10 protein-coding genes and 3 rRNA genes are annotated in these 19761 nt (G+C 63.6%); 4 read left to right on the top strand and 9 right to left on the bottom strand.

What is annotated here, in order from left to right; genetic code table 11:
* Positions 1-8: 8 nt before the first annotated feature.
* On the bottom strand, positions 9-815 hold the full coding sequence (locus OVA06_RS00065; RefSeq protein WP_268155361.1) for an amino acid ABC transporter ATP-binding protein: 807 nt from the start codon (positions 813-815) through the stop codon (positions 9-11).
* Positions 815-1909 carry an amino acid ABC transporter permease gene (locus tag OVA06_RS00060; RefSeq protein WP_268155359.1) on the bottom strand — a complete coding sequence of 365 codons (1095 nt, stop codon included), beginning with the start codon at positions 1907-1909 and terminating at the stop codon, positions 815-817. Before OVA06_RS00060 ends, OVA06_RS00065 begins: the two co-directional genes overlap by 1 nt.
* Before the next feature lie 332 nt (positions 1910-2241).
* Here OVA06_RS00060 and OVA06_RS00055 point away from each other — a divergent pair, with 332 nt between their 5' ends.
* From OVA06_RS00055 to OVA06_RS00040, 4 genes are all read left to right on the top strand, one after another.
* Positions 2242-4203, top strand: a complete 1962-nt coding sequence (locus tag OVA06_RS00055) for an FAD/NAD(P)-binding protein (protein ID WP_268155357.1) — start codon at positions 2242-2244, stop codon at positions 4201-4203.
* A complete protein-coding gene (locus OVA06_RS00050; RefSeq protein WP_268155355.1) occupies positions 4200-4751 on the top strand; it encodes a GNAT family N-acetyltransferase in 552 nt (183 codons plus the stop codon). Before OVA06_RS00055 ends, OVA06_RS00050 begins: the two co-directional genes overlap by 4 nt.
* 48 nt (positions 4752-4799) lie before the next feature.
* Entirely contained in the window at positions 4800-6527 is a 1728-nt protein-coding gene (locus OVA06_RS00045; protein WP_268155353.1) for a helicase HerA-like domain-containing protein, read from the top strand.
* 205 nt (positions 6528-6732) lie between these two features.
* Positions 6733-7725, top strand: coding sequence for a hypothetical protein (locus tag OVA06_RS00040; RefSeq protein ID WP_268155351.1), 993 nt, complete (start codon positions 6733-6735; stop codon positions 7723-7725).
* 182 nt (positions 7726-7907) lie between these two features.
* Here OVA06_RS00040 and OVA06_RS00035 read toward each other — a convergent pair whose 3' ends face one another.
* The 7 genes from OVA06_RS00035 to OVA06_RS00005 all read right to left on the bottom strand — a co-directional run bounded on the left by OVA06_RS00035 (position 7908) and on the right by OVA06_RS00005 (position 19274).
* The gene (locus OVA06_RS00035; protein WP_268155349.1) at positions 7908-8438 is read right to left on the bottom strand and encodes an endonuclease domain-containing protein; all 531 of its coding nucleotides are present in this window, start codon (positions 8436-8438) and stop codon (positions 7908-7910) included.
* Between the two features lie 329 nt (positions 8439-8767).
* Positions 8768-10792 (bottom strand): NHL domain-containing thioredoxin family protein, encoded by a 2025-nt coding sequence (locus OVA06_RS00030; RefSeq protein ID WP_268155347.1) that lies wholly within the window; start codon positions 10790-10792, stop codon positions 8768-8770.
* Positions 10792-12948 (bottom strand): cytochrome c oxidase assembly protein, encoded by a 2157-nt coding sequence (locus OVA06_RS00025; RefSeq protein WP_268160552.1) that lies wholly within the window; start codon positions 12946-12948, stop codon positions 10792-10794. The genes OVA06_RS00030 and OVA06_RS00025 overlap by 1 nt, the downstream gene beginning before the upstream one ends.
* Before the next feature lie 132 nt (positions 12949-13080).
* Positions 13081-13368, bottom strand: coding sequence for an HU family DNA-binding protein (locus OVA06_RS00020; protein WP_015938867.1), 288 nt, complete (start codon positions 13366-13368; stop codon positions 13081-13083).
* Between the two features lie 490 nt (positions 13369-13858).
* Positions 13859-13975, bottom strand: a 5S ribosomal RNA gene (gene rrf, locus OVA06_RS00015).
* A gap of 162 nt (positions 13976-14137) precedes the next feature.
* Positions 14138-17266: ribosomal RNA gene (locus OVA06_RS00010) — 23S ribosomal RNA — on the bottom strand.
* 486 nt (positions 17267-17752) lie between these two features.
* Positions 17753-19274, bottom strand: a 16S ribosomal RNA gene (locus tag OVA06_RS00005).
* The 16S, 23S and 5S rRNA genes sit together here, the layout of an rRNA operon.
* Positions 19275-19761 lie beyond the last annotated feature (487 nt).

Raw genomic sequence — 19761 nt, 5'->3', positions numbered from 1 at the left:
ATGGGTCCTTAGATGTTGAAAGCCGGTTCGAGCACCTTGGAGAGGAAGCTCCGGGTGCGCGGTTCCTGGGGGTTGGTGAAAATCTGCTGCGGGGTACCCTGTTCCACGATCTGGCCCTGGTCCATGAACACCACGGTGTCCGCCACGTCGCGGGCGAAACCCATTTCGTGGGTGACGATGATCAGGGTGGTGCCGGACTTGGCCAGTTCCCGGATGACATCCAGCACTTCGTTGACCAGTTCCGGGTCCAGGGCGGACGTGGGCTCGTCGAACAGCAGGATCTTGGGGTCCAGCGCCAGGGCCCGGGCGATCGCGACGCGCTGCTGCTGGCCGCCGGAAAGCTGCCTGGGGTAGGCGCCGGCGCGGTCCTTGAGCCCTACGCGGTCCAGCAGTTCCAGGCCGCGGCGGCGGGCTTCCTCCTTGGAACGGCCCTGGGCCACGACGGGCGCTTCCGCCACGTTTTCCAATGCGGTGAGGTGCGGGAACAGGTTGAAGTTCTGGAACACCATGCCGATCTCGGTGCGCTGCTTGAGGATGTCCTTCTCCCGCAGCTCGTGGAGTTTTTGGCCGCGGATTTCGTAGCCCACCAGCTTGCCGTCGATGGAGATGTGGCCGCCGTCCACCTTTTCCAGGTGGTTGATGGTGCGCAGCAGGGTGGACTTGCCGGAACCGGACGGGCCCACGATCACGGCCACGCCGCCCGGCTCCACGGTGAGGCTGACGCCCTTGAGCACCTCGGTGGCGCCGAAGGACTTGCGGACGCCGGTGATTTCGACGAGCCCGCGGGTGGCGGGGGCTGAAAGGGTGGCGGTCATCAGAGGCTCTTCCGGTTGGTGGCGGCGTGGGTGGCGAAGAACTTGCGGGCCTTCTGCAGTGGCGTCAGGGGCAAGTTGCGCACGGCACCCTTGGAGTAGTGGCGTTCGATGTAGTACTGGAAGACGCTGAGCACGGAGGTGATCACCACGTACCAGAGGGTGGCCACCAAGAGCAGCGGCAGGACCTGCTGGGTGCGGTTGTAGATCACCTGCACGGTGTAGAACAGCTCCGAGTAAGCCAGGACATAGACAATCGAGGTGCCCTTGACCAGGCCGATGATCTCGTTGAAGGCGGTGGGCAGGATGGCACGCATGGCCTGCGGCAGGACAATGCGGGTGGACCGGCGCCAGGCCGGGATGCCCAGGGCGGCGGCGGCCTCCAGCTGGCCCTGGTCCACGGAGAGGATGCCGCCGCGGATGATTTCCGCGGAGTAGGCGGCCTGGTTCAGGGTCAGGCCCAGGACGGCCGCGGCAAACTGGCTGATCAGCGTGGTGGTCTGGACCTCGAAGAACCGCACATCCGTGAAGGGGATGCCCAGGCTGATCTTTTCGTAGAGGTAGCCCAGGTTGTACCAGAGGAGCAGCTGGACCAGCAGCGGCGTGGACCGGAAGATCCAGGAGAACGTCCAGGAGACGGACACCAGCAGCGGCGAGGCGGACAACCGCATGAGCGCCAGGATGAAGCCCAGCACGAAGCCGAGGATGCCGGAGATGGCGGTGAGCTTCAGGGTTTCCAGGAGCCCGTTGACCACGGACTGCGCGGTGAACCACTGGGCCACCACGCCCCACTCCCAGCGCGGGTTAGTGGCAAGCGACCACGCGATGGCCAGGACGCCAAGTGCCACGGCGGCAGTCCCCACCCAGCGCCACGGATGCTTCGCAGCCACCACGCGGTATGACGAATAGTCAGCGGCAATGCGTGCTGGTCCTTCGGGCGGCAATCCCCCTCCCGAAGGCAGGGTGCTGTGGGCCGAAGCGGTTTCGGTGGCCGCCTGTCCGGGAGCGGCTGCCGCCGCGCCGGCCTCCGCCGTTGTTGCCGGCTCTCCCGTGGGTGCCGGCCGTACCTGCGCCACCCTCGATGTTGCTGAACTCATGTGCCACCTCGCTTCTTGTCCTGGGTCCCGGTGTTCGGGTCGGAGCGGGCGCTCCGGCCTGGGCTTTTGCCCCGGTTGCTGGCTGCAAATCTAGGACCGGCCCAAACAGGGCGGCAACACCGGAAGTTGCATTAGTTCACCGGGCTTCGCACTGCGTCATGAGTCGGTTTCTTGCGTCATTTGACCTGTTGTGACGCGGAGTTAACGGGCGTGACCGGCCGCTCGACCGCCCTCGTCACCGCTGCCTAGCATGGGCACTCCGGCGGCTGCCAACGCGCCGCTGCACCTCTTACCAGCCCGCGCATCAGCCCATCCGCCCGTCAGGAGCCCCCATGCCAGCGAAGATTCCGGCCGTCGTGTTCATCGGCGGCGGACCGCGCACGGCCGGCGTCCTGGAACGGATCGCCGCGAACCGGCCCGATGTATTTGCCGGTCCGCTGGAGATCCATGTGGTGGAGCCGCACGTTCCGGGCTCGGGCCGCATCTGGCGGTACGACCAGGACCCGGGCCTGCTCCTGAACTCCATGGCCGCGGACATCACCATGTTCACCGATGATTCCGTGGCCTGCGACGGCCCGGCCGCCGCGGGCCCGGGACTGGTGGAGTGGACCGCCGGCGTCCTGGACGGATCCATCACCGATGTGCCGGACTTCCCGCAGCACCTGCAGGACCAGCTCCGGGCACTCAACGGCACCACATTCCCCACCCGCCAGCTGCAGAGCCAGTACCTCGAGTGGTTCTTCCGCCGGGCCGCCAGGGCACTGAACCGCAGCGTCACCACCCACCGGAGCACCGCCGTCGGGATCTCACCCTTGGCGGACGGCGGGCACGAAATCGCGCTGGCCAACGGCCGGACGCTGCATGCGGACATCCTGGTGACCGCCCTGGGGCACACCGACTCGCAGCCCGACGCCGCTTCCGTCTACGCCGGCTTCGCCGCCCGGCACGGCGGCTACCACGCGGCACCCAGCTACACCACCGACGTCGATTACTCAGGCATCGCCCCGGGCCAGGACGTCATCGTCTCCGGCATGGGCCTGGCCTTCGTGGACCTGCTGGTCATCCTGATGGAGGGCCGCGGCGGCCGGTTCGAGGAAGCGCCCGACGGCGGGCTGCGCTACCTTCCGTCCGGACGGGAACCGCGGCTGTGGGCCGGGTCGCGCCGCGGCGTGCCCTACCACTCCAAGATCTCCGCCGTCCTCCGCGGCGAAGCACCGGGACCGCTGCGGTTCTTCACCCCTGCCGCTATCGAATCCCTGCTCCAAAGCCACGGGGAACTGGACTTCCACCAGCACCTCTGGCCGCTGGTGGCCAAGGAGGCCGGGTACTACTACTACCGCGAGCTCCTGACCGGAAGCCCCGAACAAGCCGCCCTGGGCTGGGACGAATTCTCTGCCCGCTATGCCCCGCTGGACTGGTACAGCAGCGAGCGCGCGGACCTCGTGGCCGCCGCCGTTCCCGACGACGGCCTGCACCTGGACCTCGAACGGCTGGACCGGCCCTTCGACGGGCGCCGCTTCGCGGACCACCGCGCCGTGCAGGAAGCCGTGGCCGGATACATCGAACACGACCTCGCCCTCCGCGACAGCCCGGACCATCCCGAGACGCTCGCCCTGTTCCTGGCCCTGCTGCACGTGTACATGGAGGTGGGCCGCGTGGTCCCCGCGGACCGGCTGAACGCCCGGTCCCAGCAGGCCATACACGGCTGGTGGCACGGGTTCTTCAGCTTCGTCGATTCCGGGCCGCCGCCCCACCGCCTGCGGCAGATGCTGGCCCTGCACCGTGCCGGGCTGCTGCAGTTCCTGGGACCCGGCGTGGAGGTCACCACCGACGAATCAACCGGGGCTTTCGTTGCCGCGTCCCCGCAATCCGATGGGGTGGTTTCGGCGAGGGCGTTCATCGAGGCCAGGTTGCCGGCCACGTCGGTGGTCCGGTCGCTCAACCCTGTGCTGGCTTCACTGCACGGCAGCGGGCTGGGAACCGAGCAGCAGCTGCTGACCGCGGACGGAATCCACTCCACCGGGAAGCTGCTGGTAACCCCGCAGCACCGGCTGGTGGGGGCGGACGGCACCCCTCAGGACACCGTGTTCGGCGTCGGCCCCGGAACGTCCGGCTGGGGCGCCGGAGCGTTTGCCCGGCCGCGCACCAACGCAGCCCCATTCCGGGAAAATGATGCCCTGGCCCGGACCATCCTCGGCACGGCCCGCAACCTTGCCGGCGAAATGTCCGCCACAATATCCCCAGAGCCGGCCGCCGCCGGCCGGAACCATACCCTGACAAGGAACCACCGGTGACAGCAGAACCAGAAGTCCAGCCCCGCCCCCTGGACCGCGCCGCCCTGGACGTCCTGATCCTGCCCATGCAGGATCCCCGGGTCCGGCCGCTCCTGGACGAGCTCGCCGTCGAATACGACACCCGTTACGGGGACCTCTTCGGCAGCGGCGCCGCAGCCGAGGAACTGAACCGGTACCCGGCTGCGGAGTTCGAGGGCCCCACCGGCGCGCTGCTCATCATCCAGGAAGACGGCAAATCCATCGCCGGCGGCGCGTTCCGCCGGTATGACGCCACCACGGCCGAACTGAAGCGGATCTGGACCCACTCCGCCCACCGCCGCCGCGGCTTGGCCCGCCTCGTCCTCGCCGAGCTGGAGTCACTGGCAGCCGCCCGCGGCTACACCTCCCTGTACCTGACCACCGGCCCGCGGCAGCCCGAGGCCAAACACCTGTATCTGCGCACCGGTTACCAGGCACAGTTCGACCTGGCCGCGGACCCCGAGACCATCGGAGCGCTGGCGTTCACCAAGGAACTTCCCGCCGCCGGCACCAGGACGGCGCAGGACTGACCTTCCCGATACCTCGGCAGATGCACCGCCCGCCGCTAAGCTAGCGCCATGGCGAACAAAACCACAGCAGAGAAGCTTGCCACCATCCAGAAGGGCTATGCCCTGGAAGGTGCCACCATCGAGCTGGGGGCCGCCCTGATCGATGGCGAACTCCACAAGGACGCTCCGGTGCGGCTGCCGCTGGCCATGATGAACAGGCACGGGCTGGTGGCCGGAGCCACCGGTACCGGCAAGACCGTCACCCTGCACATGATGGCCGAGCAGCTCTCCACCGCCGGCGTGCCCGTCTTCCTGGCGGACATCAAGGGTGACCTCTCCGGGCTCGCCACGGCGGCACCCGGAAGCGAGAAGCTCCTGGCCCGCACCCAGAGCATCGGCCAGGACTGGCACGGCAAGACCTTCCCGGTGGAATTCCTGGCCCTGGGCGGCGACGGCAACGGAATCCCTGTCCGGGCCACGGTGACCTCGTTCGGGCCCATCCTGCTCTCGCGGATCATGGAGCTCAATGACACCCAGGAATCCAGCCTGCAGCTGGTCTTCTACTTCGCCGACAAGAACGGCCTGGAACTGATCGACCTGAAGGACCTCCGGGCGGTCATCCAGTTCCTGACGTCCGATGAAGGCAAGGACGAGCTCGAGCAGCTCGGCGGGCTCTCGAAGGCCACCGCCGGGGTGATCCTGCGCGAACTGGTCACGCTCGAAGCCCAGGGCCTGGAGAAGTTCTTCGGCGAACCGGAGTTCGATACCGCCGAACTGCTGCGCACCGCGCCCGATGGCCGCGGCGTGGTGACCTGCCTGGAGCTTCCGACGCTGCAGAACAAGCCCATGCTGTTCTCCACGTTCCTCATGTGGCTGCTCGCCGACCTCTTCGAAGACCTCCCCGAAGCCGGCGACCTGGACAAGCCCAAGCTGGTCTTCTTCCTCGACGAGGCGCACCTGCTGTTCAACGGCGCCTCCAAGGCTTTCCTGGACGCCATTACCTCCACGGTCCGGCTGATCCGGTCCAAGGGCGTGGGCATCTTCTTCGTCACCCAGACCCCCAAGGATGTTCCTGGCGACGTCCTCGGCCAGCTGGCCAACCGGGTCCAGCACGCCTTGCGGGCCTTCACCCCGGAGGATGCGAAGGCCCTCAAGGCCACAGTATCCACGTTCCCCCTCAGTGACTACGACCTCGAAGAAACGCTCACGTCGGCCGGCATCGGGGAAGCGGTCATCACCGTCATGAACGACAAGGGCGCCCCCACCCCGGTGGCCCTCACCCGGCTGCGGGCCCCCGAATCGGTGATGGGTCCCAGCGACGAGGCCCTGGTCCGGAGCACCGTGGCCGGGTCCGCCCTGCTGGGCAAGTACGGCACCGCGGTGGACAACCCCTCCGCGTACGAGAAGCTCACCGGCAAGACGGCCGCACCTACCGGTCCCGCGGCTTCCGATGGAACGCCGGGTGGGACTTCCCAGCAGAACGATGTCGACGCCGAGGCCAGGCGCATCGAGGAGGAAATCCTGGGCCGGCCCAGCAGCAGGACGTCGCATAACAGTTCCGGCAGCGACGACGCCGCCGAAAGGCCCGGCACTGTCCCGGCTCCGCGGGCACCCCGTGCACCCGAGCCCCAACGCCAATCCCAGCCGGGGGGTGGAATCATGGGCGACCTGGGCGGCGTGCTCGGCGGCGCCCTCGGTGGCGGGCTGAAAAGCATGGCCCGGTCCGTAGGCACCCAGCTGGGCCGTGAGCTGCTGCGCGGCATGTTCGGCACATCCTCCCGGCGTCGCCGCCGCTGACCGGGGCCCCGGGCACGGGGATCCGCGGAGCCAGCCAGGGCCGGGCCGGGCCGGGCCGGGCCGGATCCAAAGGTGCCCCCGGGCACTCTCCGTGCCGGCGTGGTCGGGCGCTCTCCCTGGTGCCAACGCCGGGCTGCGGCGGGAATTAGGGGAGGCGCCGACTTTAGTGTGCCAACGTAGTGACGTTACTGTAATAAACGTGCAGATGAGTCAAGCGTTGGTGAGAATAGCGGCCGGATGGCTGCTGGGCCTCATGCTTGCCGTGGCCGGAGCCATTGTGGCCATCAACCTGGTCAACAGCACAGTGGCCAGCCCGCAGCAGCCGGTGCGCGAGTACATTGACGCCCTGCAGAGCGGGAACGGCGGCAAGGCGCTGGGCCTCCTGCGGGCCACCGTTCCGCCCAGCAACGCAGCGATGTTGGACGGCACGGCCCTGCAAACAGCGGCGTCGAGGCTCTCCAACGTCCAGATCGGCGAGCCACAAGAACGTCCGGACAACCGCGTGGCAGTGCCGATGGACTACACCATTGACGGAAGCCGGCTCAGCACCGAATTCGTGCTGCAGAAGACCGGCACCGAATGGATCTTCTTCAACACCTGGGCCTTTGTCCCGTCCCGGCTGCCCACTGTGGACATCACCGTGGTGAACGGCAGCGAAGCGAACATCAACGGCGTCCCCGTGAACATGCCCAACGGACGGAACTCCTTCGCCGTGTTCTACCCCGGCGAATACGAGGCGTCGCTGGATGGACAGTACTTCTCCGCGCCTGCCAGCCGCGCCACGGTGACCGGGCGGGACACCCCTGTGGCTCCGCTGAACCTGCTGACCCAGGCCACCGGCAAGCTCAAGGAGGACGTGTCCGCCAAGGTCCGGGAATTCCTGGATGGCTGTGCCGCCGAAGCCCAGAAGGAGCAGCGGCTGCAGCCCGACTGCCCCTTCTATTACGCCAGCAACAACAGGGTGCAGGACGGCAGCATCAAGTGGTCCGTGACCGAGTACCCCAACGTCTCCATTGAACCTTTTGACGGCCGCTGGGTGGTCTCACCGCTGGACGGAAAAGCCAAGGTGGAGGCCCTGCAGCAGAACTCCTTCACGGGCGCCTGGTACCCGTTGGACGAAGAGGTGGACTTCAGCTTCACCACCCGCCTGGACGTTTCCGGCGACACCGTCAAGGTCACTCCCCAGCTGAGCTTCTAGGGCTGCTGGGGCTCCTTTGGCTGTGGTCTCCAGCCAAACTGGCCCAGCTTTCCGGCTGGTTTATTGGGCCAGAGTCACGCCGAGCACCCTTTTGGGCTACAGTCCCCTAATAATCCCCAAAATTCCGGAGTTCTTGCTGTTCCGATCCGCCAAAACCATGCCCTGCGTGACAGCCGGACCCGTTATAGCCGGCGACTCAGAACCTGCAAGACCTGCGACACCATGGCAGCGGGATGGAACACCACATCCGAGTAGTAATACCGCAGTGCCGTATACCACTGGAGAACGGATTCATTGTTGCGCCGGTGGTCCTTCTGAACCTGTTTCCACTCGGCGTGGTGCCGGCCGTCCAGTTCCACCACCAGCCAGCCATCCAGCAGCAGGTCAATGTATCCCACCCGCTCCAGATACACCTGGGTTTCGACCCGGATGCCGGCCCGTCGGAAATACGTCCGGGCCAGAGTTTCCAGCAGGGAGTCGGCTCCCGTGTCCACCCACTCCAAGACTGCCCTCGCCTTACCGTCTCGTTTCCCAGGCAAACGCTGGACCAGGAACTCAAGGGTCATGTCACCGCGGCTCACCGCGCACTCCACCATGACCAGGGACTCGGCAAACGGCAAGCACCGCAGGGCGTGGATCAGCACGTCGGCCAGGGCGGCCACTAGATGCGGAGAGGCGGTTGGCAGCGCATACAGCCCGCGGTCGGGCTGCACCAGCCCTGCCCGGACGGCCCGACGGAGGGAAAGCGTCGTTTACCCCCAGTCTTGCCAGTGCGGGCCTTCGGGCTGCTCCTCCGCAAATTTCCAGCGCCTTATGCACGTCCATGCGGCCATGCTGGCTCTCCATCAACCATCCCTGTAGCTCCCGGCGGGCGTATGTGGACAACGGTGCGAGTTGGACCGCGTCACGGACAGCATGCTTTTGCGCCCTACACGTGCTGCAAGCCCCGGAATTCCGCGGGAGACACGTTTCCGCGGATGCAAAAGGCTGCCGCCCGTGACGTTTGGGTCACAGGCGGCAGCCTCAAAGCACGGCCGGCGCGTCAGTCCATGCCGCGGAGGTCCAGGACCAGGTCGGTGTCGCCGTCGGCCTGAATCAGCACCGGGATGCCCCAGTCCTGCTGGTACAGGTGGCAGGCTGCGTGGTCCGGGATCTCGCCGTCCTCGGTCTCGGGGCCGTCGCAGGCCGCGGCGCGGGCGGTAATGTGCAGCACGCCCTCAGGCACCTCCGGTGAGAGCTCCAGCGTGCGCAACAGGCCCACGGAGGTGCCGCCGCCGGACACCAGCAGCTCGGGCGGGGTGGAGGAGATCTTCAGCTGGGTGGGGTCACCCCAGCGGTCGTCGAGCTTCTGGCCGGTGGGTGCGGTGAAGCGAACCGTCAGTTCCAGCGGTCCCGGAGCCACGGGGCTCTTGGGCCGCTGCGTCTGGGAGGCGCCCTCGTCCACCTGCTGGGCTTCCTTGGGAATGGGCACGTACACCAGCTGGTGCTTGTTCGCCTCCACCACCACCAGCAGCGGCTCGGCGCCGGCAGCCCCGGTGGCGTCCACAATCACGTCGGACGGCTCGGCAAGGCCGCGGGCCAGTGTGGACACTGTGCCGTTGGCGGGGTCGTACCGCCTCACGGCGCCGTTGTAGGTGTCGGCGATGGCCACGGAGCCATCCGGGAGGACCGTGACGCCCAGCGGGTGCTGCAGCCGGGCCTCGGCCGCAGTACCGTCGCGGAAGCCGAAGTCGAAAAGGCCCTTGCCCACGGCGGTCTTCACGGTCACCGTCCTGGCGTCGTCGATGACCAGCGTGCGCAGCGCCGACGTTTCGGAGTCGGCAACCCAGATGTTCCCGTCGGCGTCCTCGGCGAGGCCTGAGGACTGGGCGAACCAGGACTCGTGGGCTGGCCCGTCCAACAGCCCTTCCAGTCCGTTGCCGGCCACGATGGCCACGCCGCCGGTGAGTGGGTCGAAGCTGAAGATCTGGTGCGTGCCGGCCATAGCCACCACTACGGCGTTCAGTTTGCGCGACCACACAACGTCCCAGGGCGAGCTCAGCGAGACGTCAAGGGGGTCGTTGCCCAGGGAACCGCTGAAGCCGGCGCCGTCCTCATCCACGCGGGCAGGCCCGGTTTCCAGGAGCCGCTGCACGCCGTTGCCGGCAAGCGTCAGCGCCTTCCCGTCCGTCAGGGACAAGCCGCGGAGGCGGTGGTTGACCGAATCGGCAATGACGACGTCGTAGCCCGCCCTGGCTGCCACGTCTTCCGGCAGCAGGACCAGGCCTTGGGGTTCGTTGAACTGTGCGGTGGCGTCGTCCCCGGCGGCAGGACCATCGGAGTAGCCCTTGGTGCCGGAGCCGTAGGTGGCCAGGACCGTTTCGAAGTCCGTGCCGAGCTCCACGAGGCGGTGGTGGCCGGTATCGGTGACCAGCCAGGAACCCTTGCCGTCGGAACCGCTGGCTGCGGCACCCGCTGCCGTGCCGCCGTCGGACGCTTCCTCTCCAGCCGTGGACCCGCGGCCGGCTGGCAGGAAGAGCGCCTTGCCGGGGAAGCGCAGGGTGCCGGAGGTGGCCTCGGGGGCCACGTACGGGCCGGAGCCGCGGTGCAGCGTGCCCTTGGCCTCATGTTCTGCGATCAGCTCGGGGATCAGCACTGCCAGGCCGTCTGCGTGGCCCTCACCGGACAGGTGCGCCACGATGTAGCCCTCGGGGTCGATGACCACCAGGGTGGGCCAGGCGCGGGCGGTGTAAGCCTTCCAGGTGTCCAGTTCAGGATCGTCCAGGACAGGGTGGTGGATCTCGTAGCGCTCCACGGCGGCGGCCAGGGCCACGGGGTCTGCCTCGTGCTCGAACTTGGGCGAGTGGACACCCACCGTCACCAGAACGTCCGAGTACTGCTCCTCAAGGGGCCGCAGCTCGTCCAGGACGTGCAGGCAGTTGATGCAGCAGAAGGTCCAAAAATCGAGCAGGACGATCTTGCCGCGGAGGGCTTCGAGGTCGAGAGTCTTGCCGCCGGTGTTGAGCCAGTTGCGGCCCACCAGTTCGGAGGCCCGGACCCGGGCGTGGGTGCGTACGGTTTCGCTCATCAGCGTCCTTCCAGCTTGTTGCGGTCAGCCAGCCTGGCATCGCGTTCAGCCAATTTGGCAAACATATCGTTGTAAGCGGCCAGATCGGCGTCGTTATTCCTGTCCGCCGCGCGGTCCACCCGTTTGGTCTCCCGCTGGTCGGAGCGGGACCACATAATTGCGACGCCGATTGCCACCAGGAGCGTGGGCACCTCACCGATGCCCCAGGCCACCGCTCCGCCGGTCTGCTGGTCCGCCAGCGCGGACTGGCCCCAGGTGCGGCCAAGGTTGCCGAAGTAGTCCGCTGCGAGCAGCCCGGTGCCGCCCATGATGGAGACGCCGAAGAACGCGTGGAAGCCCATGGTGGCGAGGAGCAGCAGCAGCCGCATGGGGTACGGCGCCCGGCGCGGCAGGGGATCGGTGCCGACCATGGTGAGCACGAAGATGTACCCGGTCAGCAGGAAGTGCAGGATCATCAGCTCGTGGCCAACATGCTCGCGCATGGCGTAGCCGAACAGGTCGGAGAAATAGAAGATCACGATCGAGCCCGCGAAGTTGGCGGCGGCGAACAGCGGATGCGTGACCAGCTGGGAGAACTTCGAGTGCACGAAAACCAGGATCCATTCGCGGGCGCCCCGCGAGCCGTCACCGCGTGCGGGCAGCGCGCGCAGGGCGAGCGTCACCGGGGCCCCGAGCACCAGGAAGATGGGCGCCACCATGGTCAGGGCCATGTGGTCCACCATGTGTGCCGAGAAGAGGATGCGGCCGTACACCGCCGGCGGCCCTGACGTGATGTAGGTGAGGACTATGAGGCCGATGATCCAGTTGACGGTGCGGAACCAGTGCCATTTGTCGCCGCGGCGGTGGACCTTGGCGACGCCCAGGACGTAGGCCACGAGGCCGAACAGGGCCACCGCGATCCACAGCCAGTCCAGGCGCCACTCGGTGAGCCAGCGGGTGGCGGTCAGTTCCGGGGGGAGCTCGTAGCCGGTCAGGATGAAGGCCGGCGAGGCGTCGGGCGCGAACGTGGTGGGCTGCGGGGGCGCGGAACGGCCCAGCGCCACGGCGATGCCTGAGGTTGCGCCCATCACCAGGAGTTCGGCGAGGAGCAGTTGCCAGAGCACCCGCCGGGAGGACATGGTGGATCCCTTGCGGCCCAGCTGCGGGATGACCCACTGCCGGTGCATGAATCCGATGCCGCCCAGGACCAGGGTGGCGGCAGACTTGGCCAGGATCAGCTGTCCGTATGACGAGCCGAAGAGGTCTCCCCAGCTGGTGATCCGGATGCTGGCGTTAATGACACCGGAAGCAAAGACCAGGACGAAGGCGAAACCGGCAAGGGTGGAGAACCGGCGCAGCGTGGGCTCGGTGATGTCCGTTGTTGTACCGGCTTTGGGGCCGGTGAGGATCCCGGACAGGAGTGCCAGCAGGATGATGCCACCCACCCAGGCGCTCACACCCACCAGGTGGAGTCCGAGTGAGTTGATGGCCCCTTCGTGGTCCGAGGAACTGGAGGAGTGGCCGATCAGGGCGGCGGGGACGAGGCCGACCAGTGCCAGGATCAGGGTGAGGGCCAGGCCGCCCAGGGACCGGACCCCGAACAGTGCCGTGGTGACAACAGCCGCGATGATCGTTACTGCAAGCCAGGCCCGTCCGGTCTCGATGTCCGTCATGAAGTAGACGAGCGCCTGGGTGAATTCGGCGTCGCCCGAGAGTGGTTGTCCGGCCACGTCCGCGTAGGTCAGGACCAGCACGGCGATAGCGGACAGGGTCCACACTGCACCTGCGGCGGATGCTACGGCGAGGGCCCGGCTGAAGGCCGGGTGTTCCGGGCTGTCTCCGAGGTCGCCTTTGTCCCGGCTCCGCGGCGACAGGCTCCTGGGCAGAATCCCGACGGCGAAGATCAGGCCACCGATGACGGTGGCCACGGCCACGTTGTGCAGCGCCTTGCTGATCGGAAGCCCCCAGCGCACCAGTGCGCCGGGATCGGAGACGCCGCGGGTCACTGCAGCCCCGGAGAAGATCAGTGCTGCGATGAGGGCCAGGAACACCGCAGCGAGGCCGGCGAGCTGCCAGCCTTTCGGAATTCCGAGGGCAGTGCCGCCCGTCCCCTTCGCTCCGTTCCCGGGAGCGGGCTGAGGCGTGGCGGAACGTGGTTTTGCGGCAGAAGACACCACTACATTGTCCGCCACGCCGGGCTGTGCGGCGAATCGGCTGGTGGGTCCGGGACGGGGCTTAAAGCAAGGGGAGCGGTGACCCTCAGGTCACCGCTCCCAGAGCTGCTCCGGCGTTGCGCCGGGCGAAGAAGCTTACTTCTTGTTGGAGACCGCAGCCTTCAGCTTGGAGCCGGCGGTCAGCTTGACGCTGTGGCCTGCTGCGATCTGGATGGTCTCACCCGTCTGCGGGTTGCGGCCGGTGCGAGCTGCACGGTCGGTGCGCTCCACTGCCAGCCAGCCCGGGATGGTGATCTTCTCGCCAGCGGCGACAGAAGTCTCGAAAACCTCGAACAGTGCGTCAAGGACGGTGTTGACGGCTGCCTGGCTGGTGCCGGCCTTGCCCGCTACCTCTGCAACAAGTTCACTACGGTTCTTAGCCATTGATGTCCTCCTGGACGGTCTGGTTACGGAGCCCGCACGCGGTGTGCGCACAGGCCACTGTTCGAAAACTTACCAGCTACCACCCCTTGAGGCCGCAAATTCCGCGTGTTTCCGCCACTTTTTGAGGTTAATCACCGCATATTGGGGGGTTTTTCGCCCTCAGCGGAGCCTGACAGCTCGCGGTGGGGAGTTGAGATGCGCACGACGCCGGCAAGCACCTTCCAGCCACAATCCGCCGTCCCGCGTATCACCTGAGCCGCCTGAGACCAGGCTGTCGCCCCGGAGCCCCTTCTCCGGGTGACGTTCGCTCAGTTGTGGGAGGGTTCCCTGGGGCCTGGTTGCTGTGTCAGGTGAGGTTCCTGACCCGGGGTGGTGGGTGCCCCGTCTGATGGGGCAACAGGGGGTGCCGCTTCGGGTGGGCTGTGGGTTTGTGGGTGGTGGTTAAAGTGGTAGGGCCCTGACAGTTGTGTCAGGGCCCTACTCAATGTTTGTCCGGCGGTGTCCTACTCTCCCACACCCTCCCGGGTGCAGTACCATCGGCGCTGTGGGTCTTAGCTTCCGGGTTCGGAATGGGACCGGGCGTTTCCCCCACGCTATGACCGCCGTAACCCTTCTACCCGTCACCAACCCCTTTCAGGGGGTGGTGTGGGAAATCTGGTGGTTACAACATGTGGTGTTGTATTCAGTTGTTGTGGTTCCGGCCAGCAACGTGTTGGGTTGTTGGTTGGGAACCACATAGTGGACGCAAGCAGAGTTATGTATTTTCTGTGTGGTGTAAGTTGTTGGCCTATTAGTACCGGTCAGCTTCACGAGTCGTTAGTCCTCGCTTCCACATCCGGCCTATCAACCCAGTGGTCTGGCTGGGGGCCTCTCACACAATAAAGTGTATGGAAATCTCATCTCGAAGCGAGCTTCCCGCTTAGATGCTTTCAGCGGTTATCCCATCCGAACGTAGCTAATCAGCGGTGCACTTGGCAGTACAACTGACACACCAGAGGTTCGTCCGTCCCGGTCCTCTCGTACTAAGGACAGCCCTTCTCAAATTTCCTGCGCGCGCAGCGGATAGGGACCGAACTGTCTCACGACGTTCTAAACCCAGCTCGCGTACCGCTTTAATGGGCGAACAGCCCAACCCTTGGGACCTACTCCAGCCCCAGGATGCGACGAGCCGACATCGAGGTGCCAAACCATGCCGTCGATATGGACTCTTGGGCAAGATCAGCCTGTTATCCCCGAGGTACCTTTTATCCGTTGAGCGACGGCCATTCCACAATGTACCGCCGGATCACTAGTCCCGACTTTCGTCCCTGCTCGAGATGTCTCTCTCACAGTCAAGCTCCCTTGTGCACTTACACTCGACACCTGATTGCCAACCAGGCTGAGGGAACCTTTGGGCGCCTCCGTTACTTTTTAGGAGGCAACCGCCCCAGTTAAACTACCCATCAGGCACTGTCCCTGACCCGGATTACGGGCCGAAGTTAGATGTCCAAAGTGACCAGAGTGGTATTTCAACGATGACTCCACCCGAACTGGCGTCCGGGCTTCAACGTCTCCCACCTATCCTACACAAGCCACTCCGAACACCAATACCAAACTATAGTAAAGGTCTCGGGGTCTTTCCGTCCTGCTGCGCGTAACGAGCATCTTTACTCGTACTGCAATTTCGCCGAGTTTATGGTTGAGACAGCGGGGAAGTCGTTACTCCATTCGTGCAGGTCGGAACTTACCCGACAAGGAATTTCGCTACCTTAGGATGGTTATAGTTACCACCGCCGTTTACTGGGGCTTAAATTCTCAGCTTCGCCCTTACAGGCTAACCGGTCCTCTTAACCTTCCAGCACCGGGCAGGAGTCAGTCCGTATACATCGTCTTGCGACTTCGCACGGACCTGTGTTTTTAGTAAACAGTCGCTTCCCCCTGGTCTCTGCGGCCCCGATCCCCTCCGGACAGCAAGTGTCCATCAAGGTTGGGGCCCCCCTTCTCCCGAAGTTACGGGGGCATTTTGCCGAGTTCCTTAACCATAATTCTCTCGATCGCCTTAGTATTCTCTACCTGATCACCTGTGTCGGTTTGGGGTACGGGCGGCTAAAACCTCGCGTCGATGCTTTTCTCGGCAGCATAGGATCACCAAATCCCCCCAAACGGGGGTCCCATCAGATCTCAGGCATCATGAGTGGCGGATTTGCCTACCACTCGCCCTACATCCTTAGACCGGGACAACCATCGCCCGGCTCGGCTACCTTCCTGCGTCACACCTGTTAATACGCTTGCCTCCCAGGATCAGGTCCTGCGCTCCACCAAAACCCTCACACCACAAGGGTGATCGGGCAGGTCTCGGGCAGTTAGTATCCCCTGTTCAACATGGGCGGTTTTTCGCCGGTACGGGAATATCAACCCGTTGTCCATCGACTACGCCTGTCGGCCTCGCCTTAGGTCCCGACTTACCCAGGGCAGATTAGCTTGACCCTGGAACCCTTGATCATTCGGCGGACGGGTTTCTCACCCGTCTTTCGCTACTCATGCCTGCATTCTCACTCGTGTAGGCTCCACCGCTGGTTTCCACCGCGACTTCACTGCCCACACGACGCTCCCCTACCCATCCAAACGCCTGAACCACAAGGGCTTAGCTAATATTTGAATGCCACAACTTCGGCGGTGTACTTGAGCCCCGCTACATTGTCGGCGCGGAATCACTTGACCAGTGAGCTATTACGCACTCTTTTAAGGATGGCTGCTTCTAAGCCAACCTCCTGGTTGTCTTCGCAACTCCACATCCTTTCCCACTTAGCACACGCTTAGGGGCCTTAGTTGGTGGTCTGGGCTGTTTCCCTCTCGACTATGAAGCTTATCCCCCACAGTCTCACTGCTACGCTCTCACTTACCGGCATTCGGAGTTTGGCTGACGTCAGTAACCTTGTAGGGCCCATTAGCCATCCAGTAGCTCTACCTCCGATAAGAAACACGCAACGCTGCACCTAAATGCATTTCGGGGAGAACCAGCTATCACGAAGTTTGATTGGCCTTTCACCCCTACCCACAGCTCATCCCCTCCATTTTCAACTGAAGTGGGTTCGGTCCTCCACGACGTCTTACCGTCGCTTCAACCTGGCCATGGGTAGATCACTTCGCTTCGGGTCTAGATCACGCCACTCAAACGCCCTATTCAGACTCGCTTTCGCTACGGCTGCCCCACACGGGTTAACCTCGCGACGTAACACTAACTCGCAGGCTCATTCTTCAAAAGGCACGCCGTCACAACTACAAGGTTGCTCCGACGGATTGTAAGCACACGGTTTCAGGTACTGTTTCACTCCCCTCCCGGGGTACTTTTCACCTTTCCCTCACGGTACTGGTCCGCTATCGGTCATTAGGGAGTATTTAGGCTTATCAGGTGGTCCTGACAGATTCGCACGGGATTTCTCGGGCCCCGTACTACTTGGGATACATCAACAAGGCGGTGCAACGCATTACAGTTACGGGACTAACACCCTCTCTGGCCGGCCTTTCAAGACCGTTCACCTATACGCACACCCACACCCCGTCAGCCCGGCAGAACTGACACGTAATGTCCCACAACCCCGACCATGCAACGCCCGCCGGCTATCACACATGGAACGGTTTAGCCTGATCCGCGTTCGCTCGCCACTACTAACGGAATCACTATTGTTTTCTCTTCCTGCGGGTACTGAGATGTTTCACTTCCCCGCGTTCCCTCCACGCACCCTATGTGTTCAGATGCGGGTCACCAGGTAACTCGCGCTCCTGGCGGGGTTTCCCCATTCGGACACCCTGGGATCACAGTCCGGTTATCGACTCCCCCAGGCTTATCGCAGATTCCTACGTCCTTCTTCGGCTCCTAATGCCAAGGCATCCACCGTGTGCTCTTAAAAACTTGACCACAAAGATCAAAAACATTTTCGAGAGAACCACAGAAACCGACCCGCACACCCAAAGGCGCACGAACCAGATCCAGGTTCATATTCTTGGAAATTGCTTCTTATACAAGATGCTCGCGTCCACTATGTAGTTCTCAAACAACAACCCCACACCACACACCACACACACTCAGTGCATGATCGGTGCAGCAGGGAAACCAGAAACAAACAAACCCGGACAAGACCCCCGAAAGGGCCTCCCCGGTCCTGTTGCCTCAGGACCCAACAGTGTGCCAAACACTAAACCACCCACCCCCTCACCCACCGTTCCAGAACCACCACCAGGTGGGGTTCGTACTAGACAAGGCAAAGAAACACGCGGCCGCTATTTGTTGATATTCCACCCTTGAGCACCCGCCACGAAACATTCGTCCGTGCAACGGGCATTCTCCTGACAACCCCCACCACCGGACATACATCCAGGACAGAAAGCTGTAGGTGCTCCTTAGAAAGGAGGTGATCCAGCCGCACCTTCCGGTACGGCTACCTTGTTACGACTTAGTCCCAATCGCCAGTCCCACCTTCGACGGCTCCCCCCCACAAGGGGTTAGGCCACCGGCTTCGGGTGTTACCAACTTTCGTGACTTGACGGGCGGTGTGTACAAGGCCCGGGAACGTATTCACCGCAGCGTTGCTGATCTGCGATTACTAGCGACTCCGACTTCATGGGGTCGAGTTGCAGACCCCAATCCGAACTGAGACCGGCTTTTTGGGATTAGCTCCACCTCACAGTATCGCAACCCTTTGTACCGGCCATTGTAGCATGCGTGAAGCCCAAGACATAAGGGGCATGATGATTTGACGTCGTCCCCACCTTCCTCCGAGTTGACCCCGGCAGTCTCCTATGAGTCCCCACCATCACGTGCTGGCAACATAGAACGAGGGTTGCGCTCGTTGCGGGACTTAACCCAACATCTCACGACACGAGCTGACGACAACCATGCACCACCTGTAAACCGACCACAAGTGGGGCACCTGTTTCCAGGCGTTTCCGGTTCATGTCAAGCCTTGGTAAGGTTCTTCGCGTTGCATCGAATTAATCCGCATGCTCCGCCGCTTGTGCGGGCCCCCGTCAATTCCTTTGAGTTTTAGCCTTGCGGCCGTACTCCCCAGGCGGGGCACTTAATGCGTTAGCTACGGCGCGGAAAACGTGGAATGTCCCCCACACCTAGTGCCCAACGTTTACGGCATGGACTACCAGGGTATCTAATCCTGTTCGCTCCCCATGCTTTCGCTCCTCAGCGTCAGTTAATGCCCAGAGACCTGCCTTCGCCATCGGTGTTCCTCCTGATATCTGCGCATTTCACCGCTACACCAGGAATTCCAGTCTCCCCTACATCACTCTAGTCTGCCCGTACCCACCGCAGATCCGGAGTTGAGCCCCGGACTTTCACGGCAGACGCGACAAACCGCCTACGAGCTCTTTACGCCCAATAATTCCGGATAACGCTTGCGCCCTACGTATTACCGCGGCTGCTGGCACGTAGTTAGCCGGCGCTTCTTCTGCAGGTACCGTCACTTACGCTTCTTCCCTACTGAAAGAGGTTTACAACCCGAAGGCCGTCATCCCTCACGCGGCGTCGCTGCATCAGGCTTCCGCCCATTGTGCAATATTCCCCACTGCTGCCTCCCGTAGGAGTCTGGGCCGTGTCTCAGTCCCAGTGTGGCCGGTCACCCTCTCAGGCCGGCTACCCGTCGTCGCCTTGGTAGGCCATTACCCCACCAACAAGCTGATAGGCCGCGAGTCCATCCAAAACCGCAAAAGCTTTCCACCAACCACCATGCGATGATCAGTCATATCCGGTATTAGACCCAGTTTCCCAGGCTTATCCCAGAGTCAAGGGCAGGTTACTCACGTGTTACTCACCCGTTCGCCACTAATCCCCCCACAAGTGAGGTTCATCGTTCGACTTGCATGTGTTAAGCACGCCGCCAGCGTTCATCCTGAGCCAGGATCAAACTCTCCGTTGAAGAAAAACAGACACACCCACCAACCCCGGAAATAACGGGACAAAATGGATGCACAAAATTTGAAACCAGCCAAAAACACCATGCCAACCACGGGGTGGCGGCACAGCAAATTCAACCAATTCAATACAATAAATTGGTATCAACAAACTTGGCACACTATTGAGTTCTCAAACAACAGACACACCCGGCACCACCCAAACATTCCGTTCAGGATCGCTCCGGAGCAACTTTCCAAACTTACCCGACCACCCGCCACTTCGCAAATCCGCTATCCAGCAGAGCAAAGCGCACAATGATCAGCCCCGCCCACCAGGAACACACCAGAGTGCGAACCATTTTTCAGGCCGTTCGGAAGGGGGTTTTTGCCGCTATCTTTCCGCATCAGCGGCGGCGACTCAGAAAACAATACACGCCCACCAACCCCACCGCAAATCCACCCCCCAACCACTGGGACGGTCCCCAAAACCCGCGCAATTGCGCGGATCCC

It is taken from the genome of Pseudarthrobacter sp. SL88 (genome assembly GCF_026672455.1).
In the GTDB taxonomy this organism is placed as follows: Bacteria; Actinomycetota; Actinomycetes; order Actinomycetales; family Micrococcaceae; genus Arthrobacter.
Note: the sequence above shows the minus strand (reverse complement) of the source record. Positions and strands in the feature narration are given on the sequence as shown.

Excerpts from the sequence above, each read along its gene's own strand:
- OVA06_RS00065 (WP_268155361.1), bottom strand. The coding sequence starts at position 815 with ATGACCGCCACCCTTTCAGCCCCCGCCACCCGCGGGCTCGTCGAAATC.
- OVA06_RS00040 (WP_268155351.1), top strand. The coding sequence starts at position 6,733 with ATGAGTCAAGCGTTGGTGAGAATAGCGGCCGGATGGCTGCTGGGCCTC.
- OVA06_RS00030 (WP_268155347.1), bottom strand. The coding sequence starts at position 10,792 with ATGAGCGAAACCGTACGCACCCACGCCCGGGTCCGGGCCTCCGAACTG.
- OVA06_RS00060 (WP_268155359.1), bottom strand. The coding sequence starts at position 1,909 with ATGAGTTCAGCAACATCGAGGGTGGCGCAGGTACGGCCGGCACCCACG.
- OVA06_RS00055 (WP_268155357.1), top strand. The coding sequence starts at position 2,242 with ATGCCAGCGAAGATTCCGGCCGTCGTGTTCATCGGCGGCGGACCGCGC.
- OVA06_RS00045 (WP_268155353.1), top strand. The coding sequence starts at position 4,800 with ATGGCGAACAAAACCACAGCAGAGAAGCTTGCCACCATCCAGAAGGGC.
- OVA06_RS00020 (WP_015938867.1), bottom strand. The coding sequence starts at position 13,368 with ATGGCTAAGAACCGTAGTGAACTTGTTGCAGAGGTAGCGGGCAAGGCC.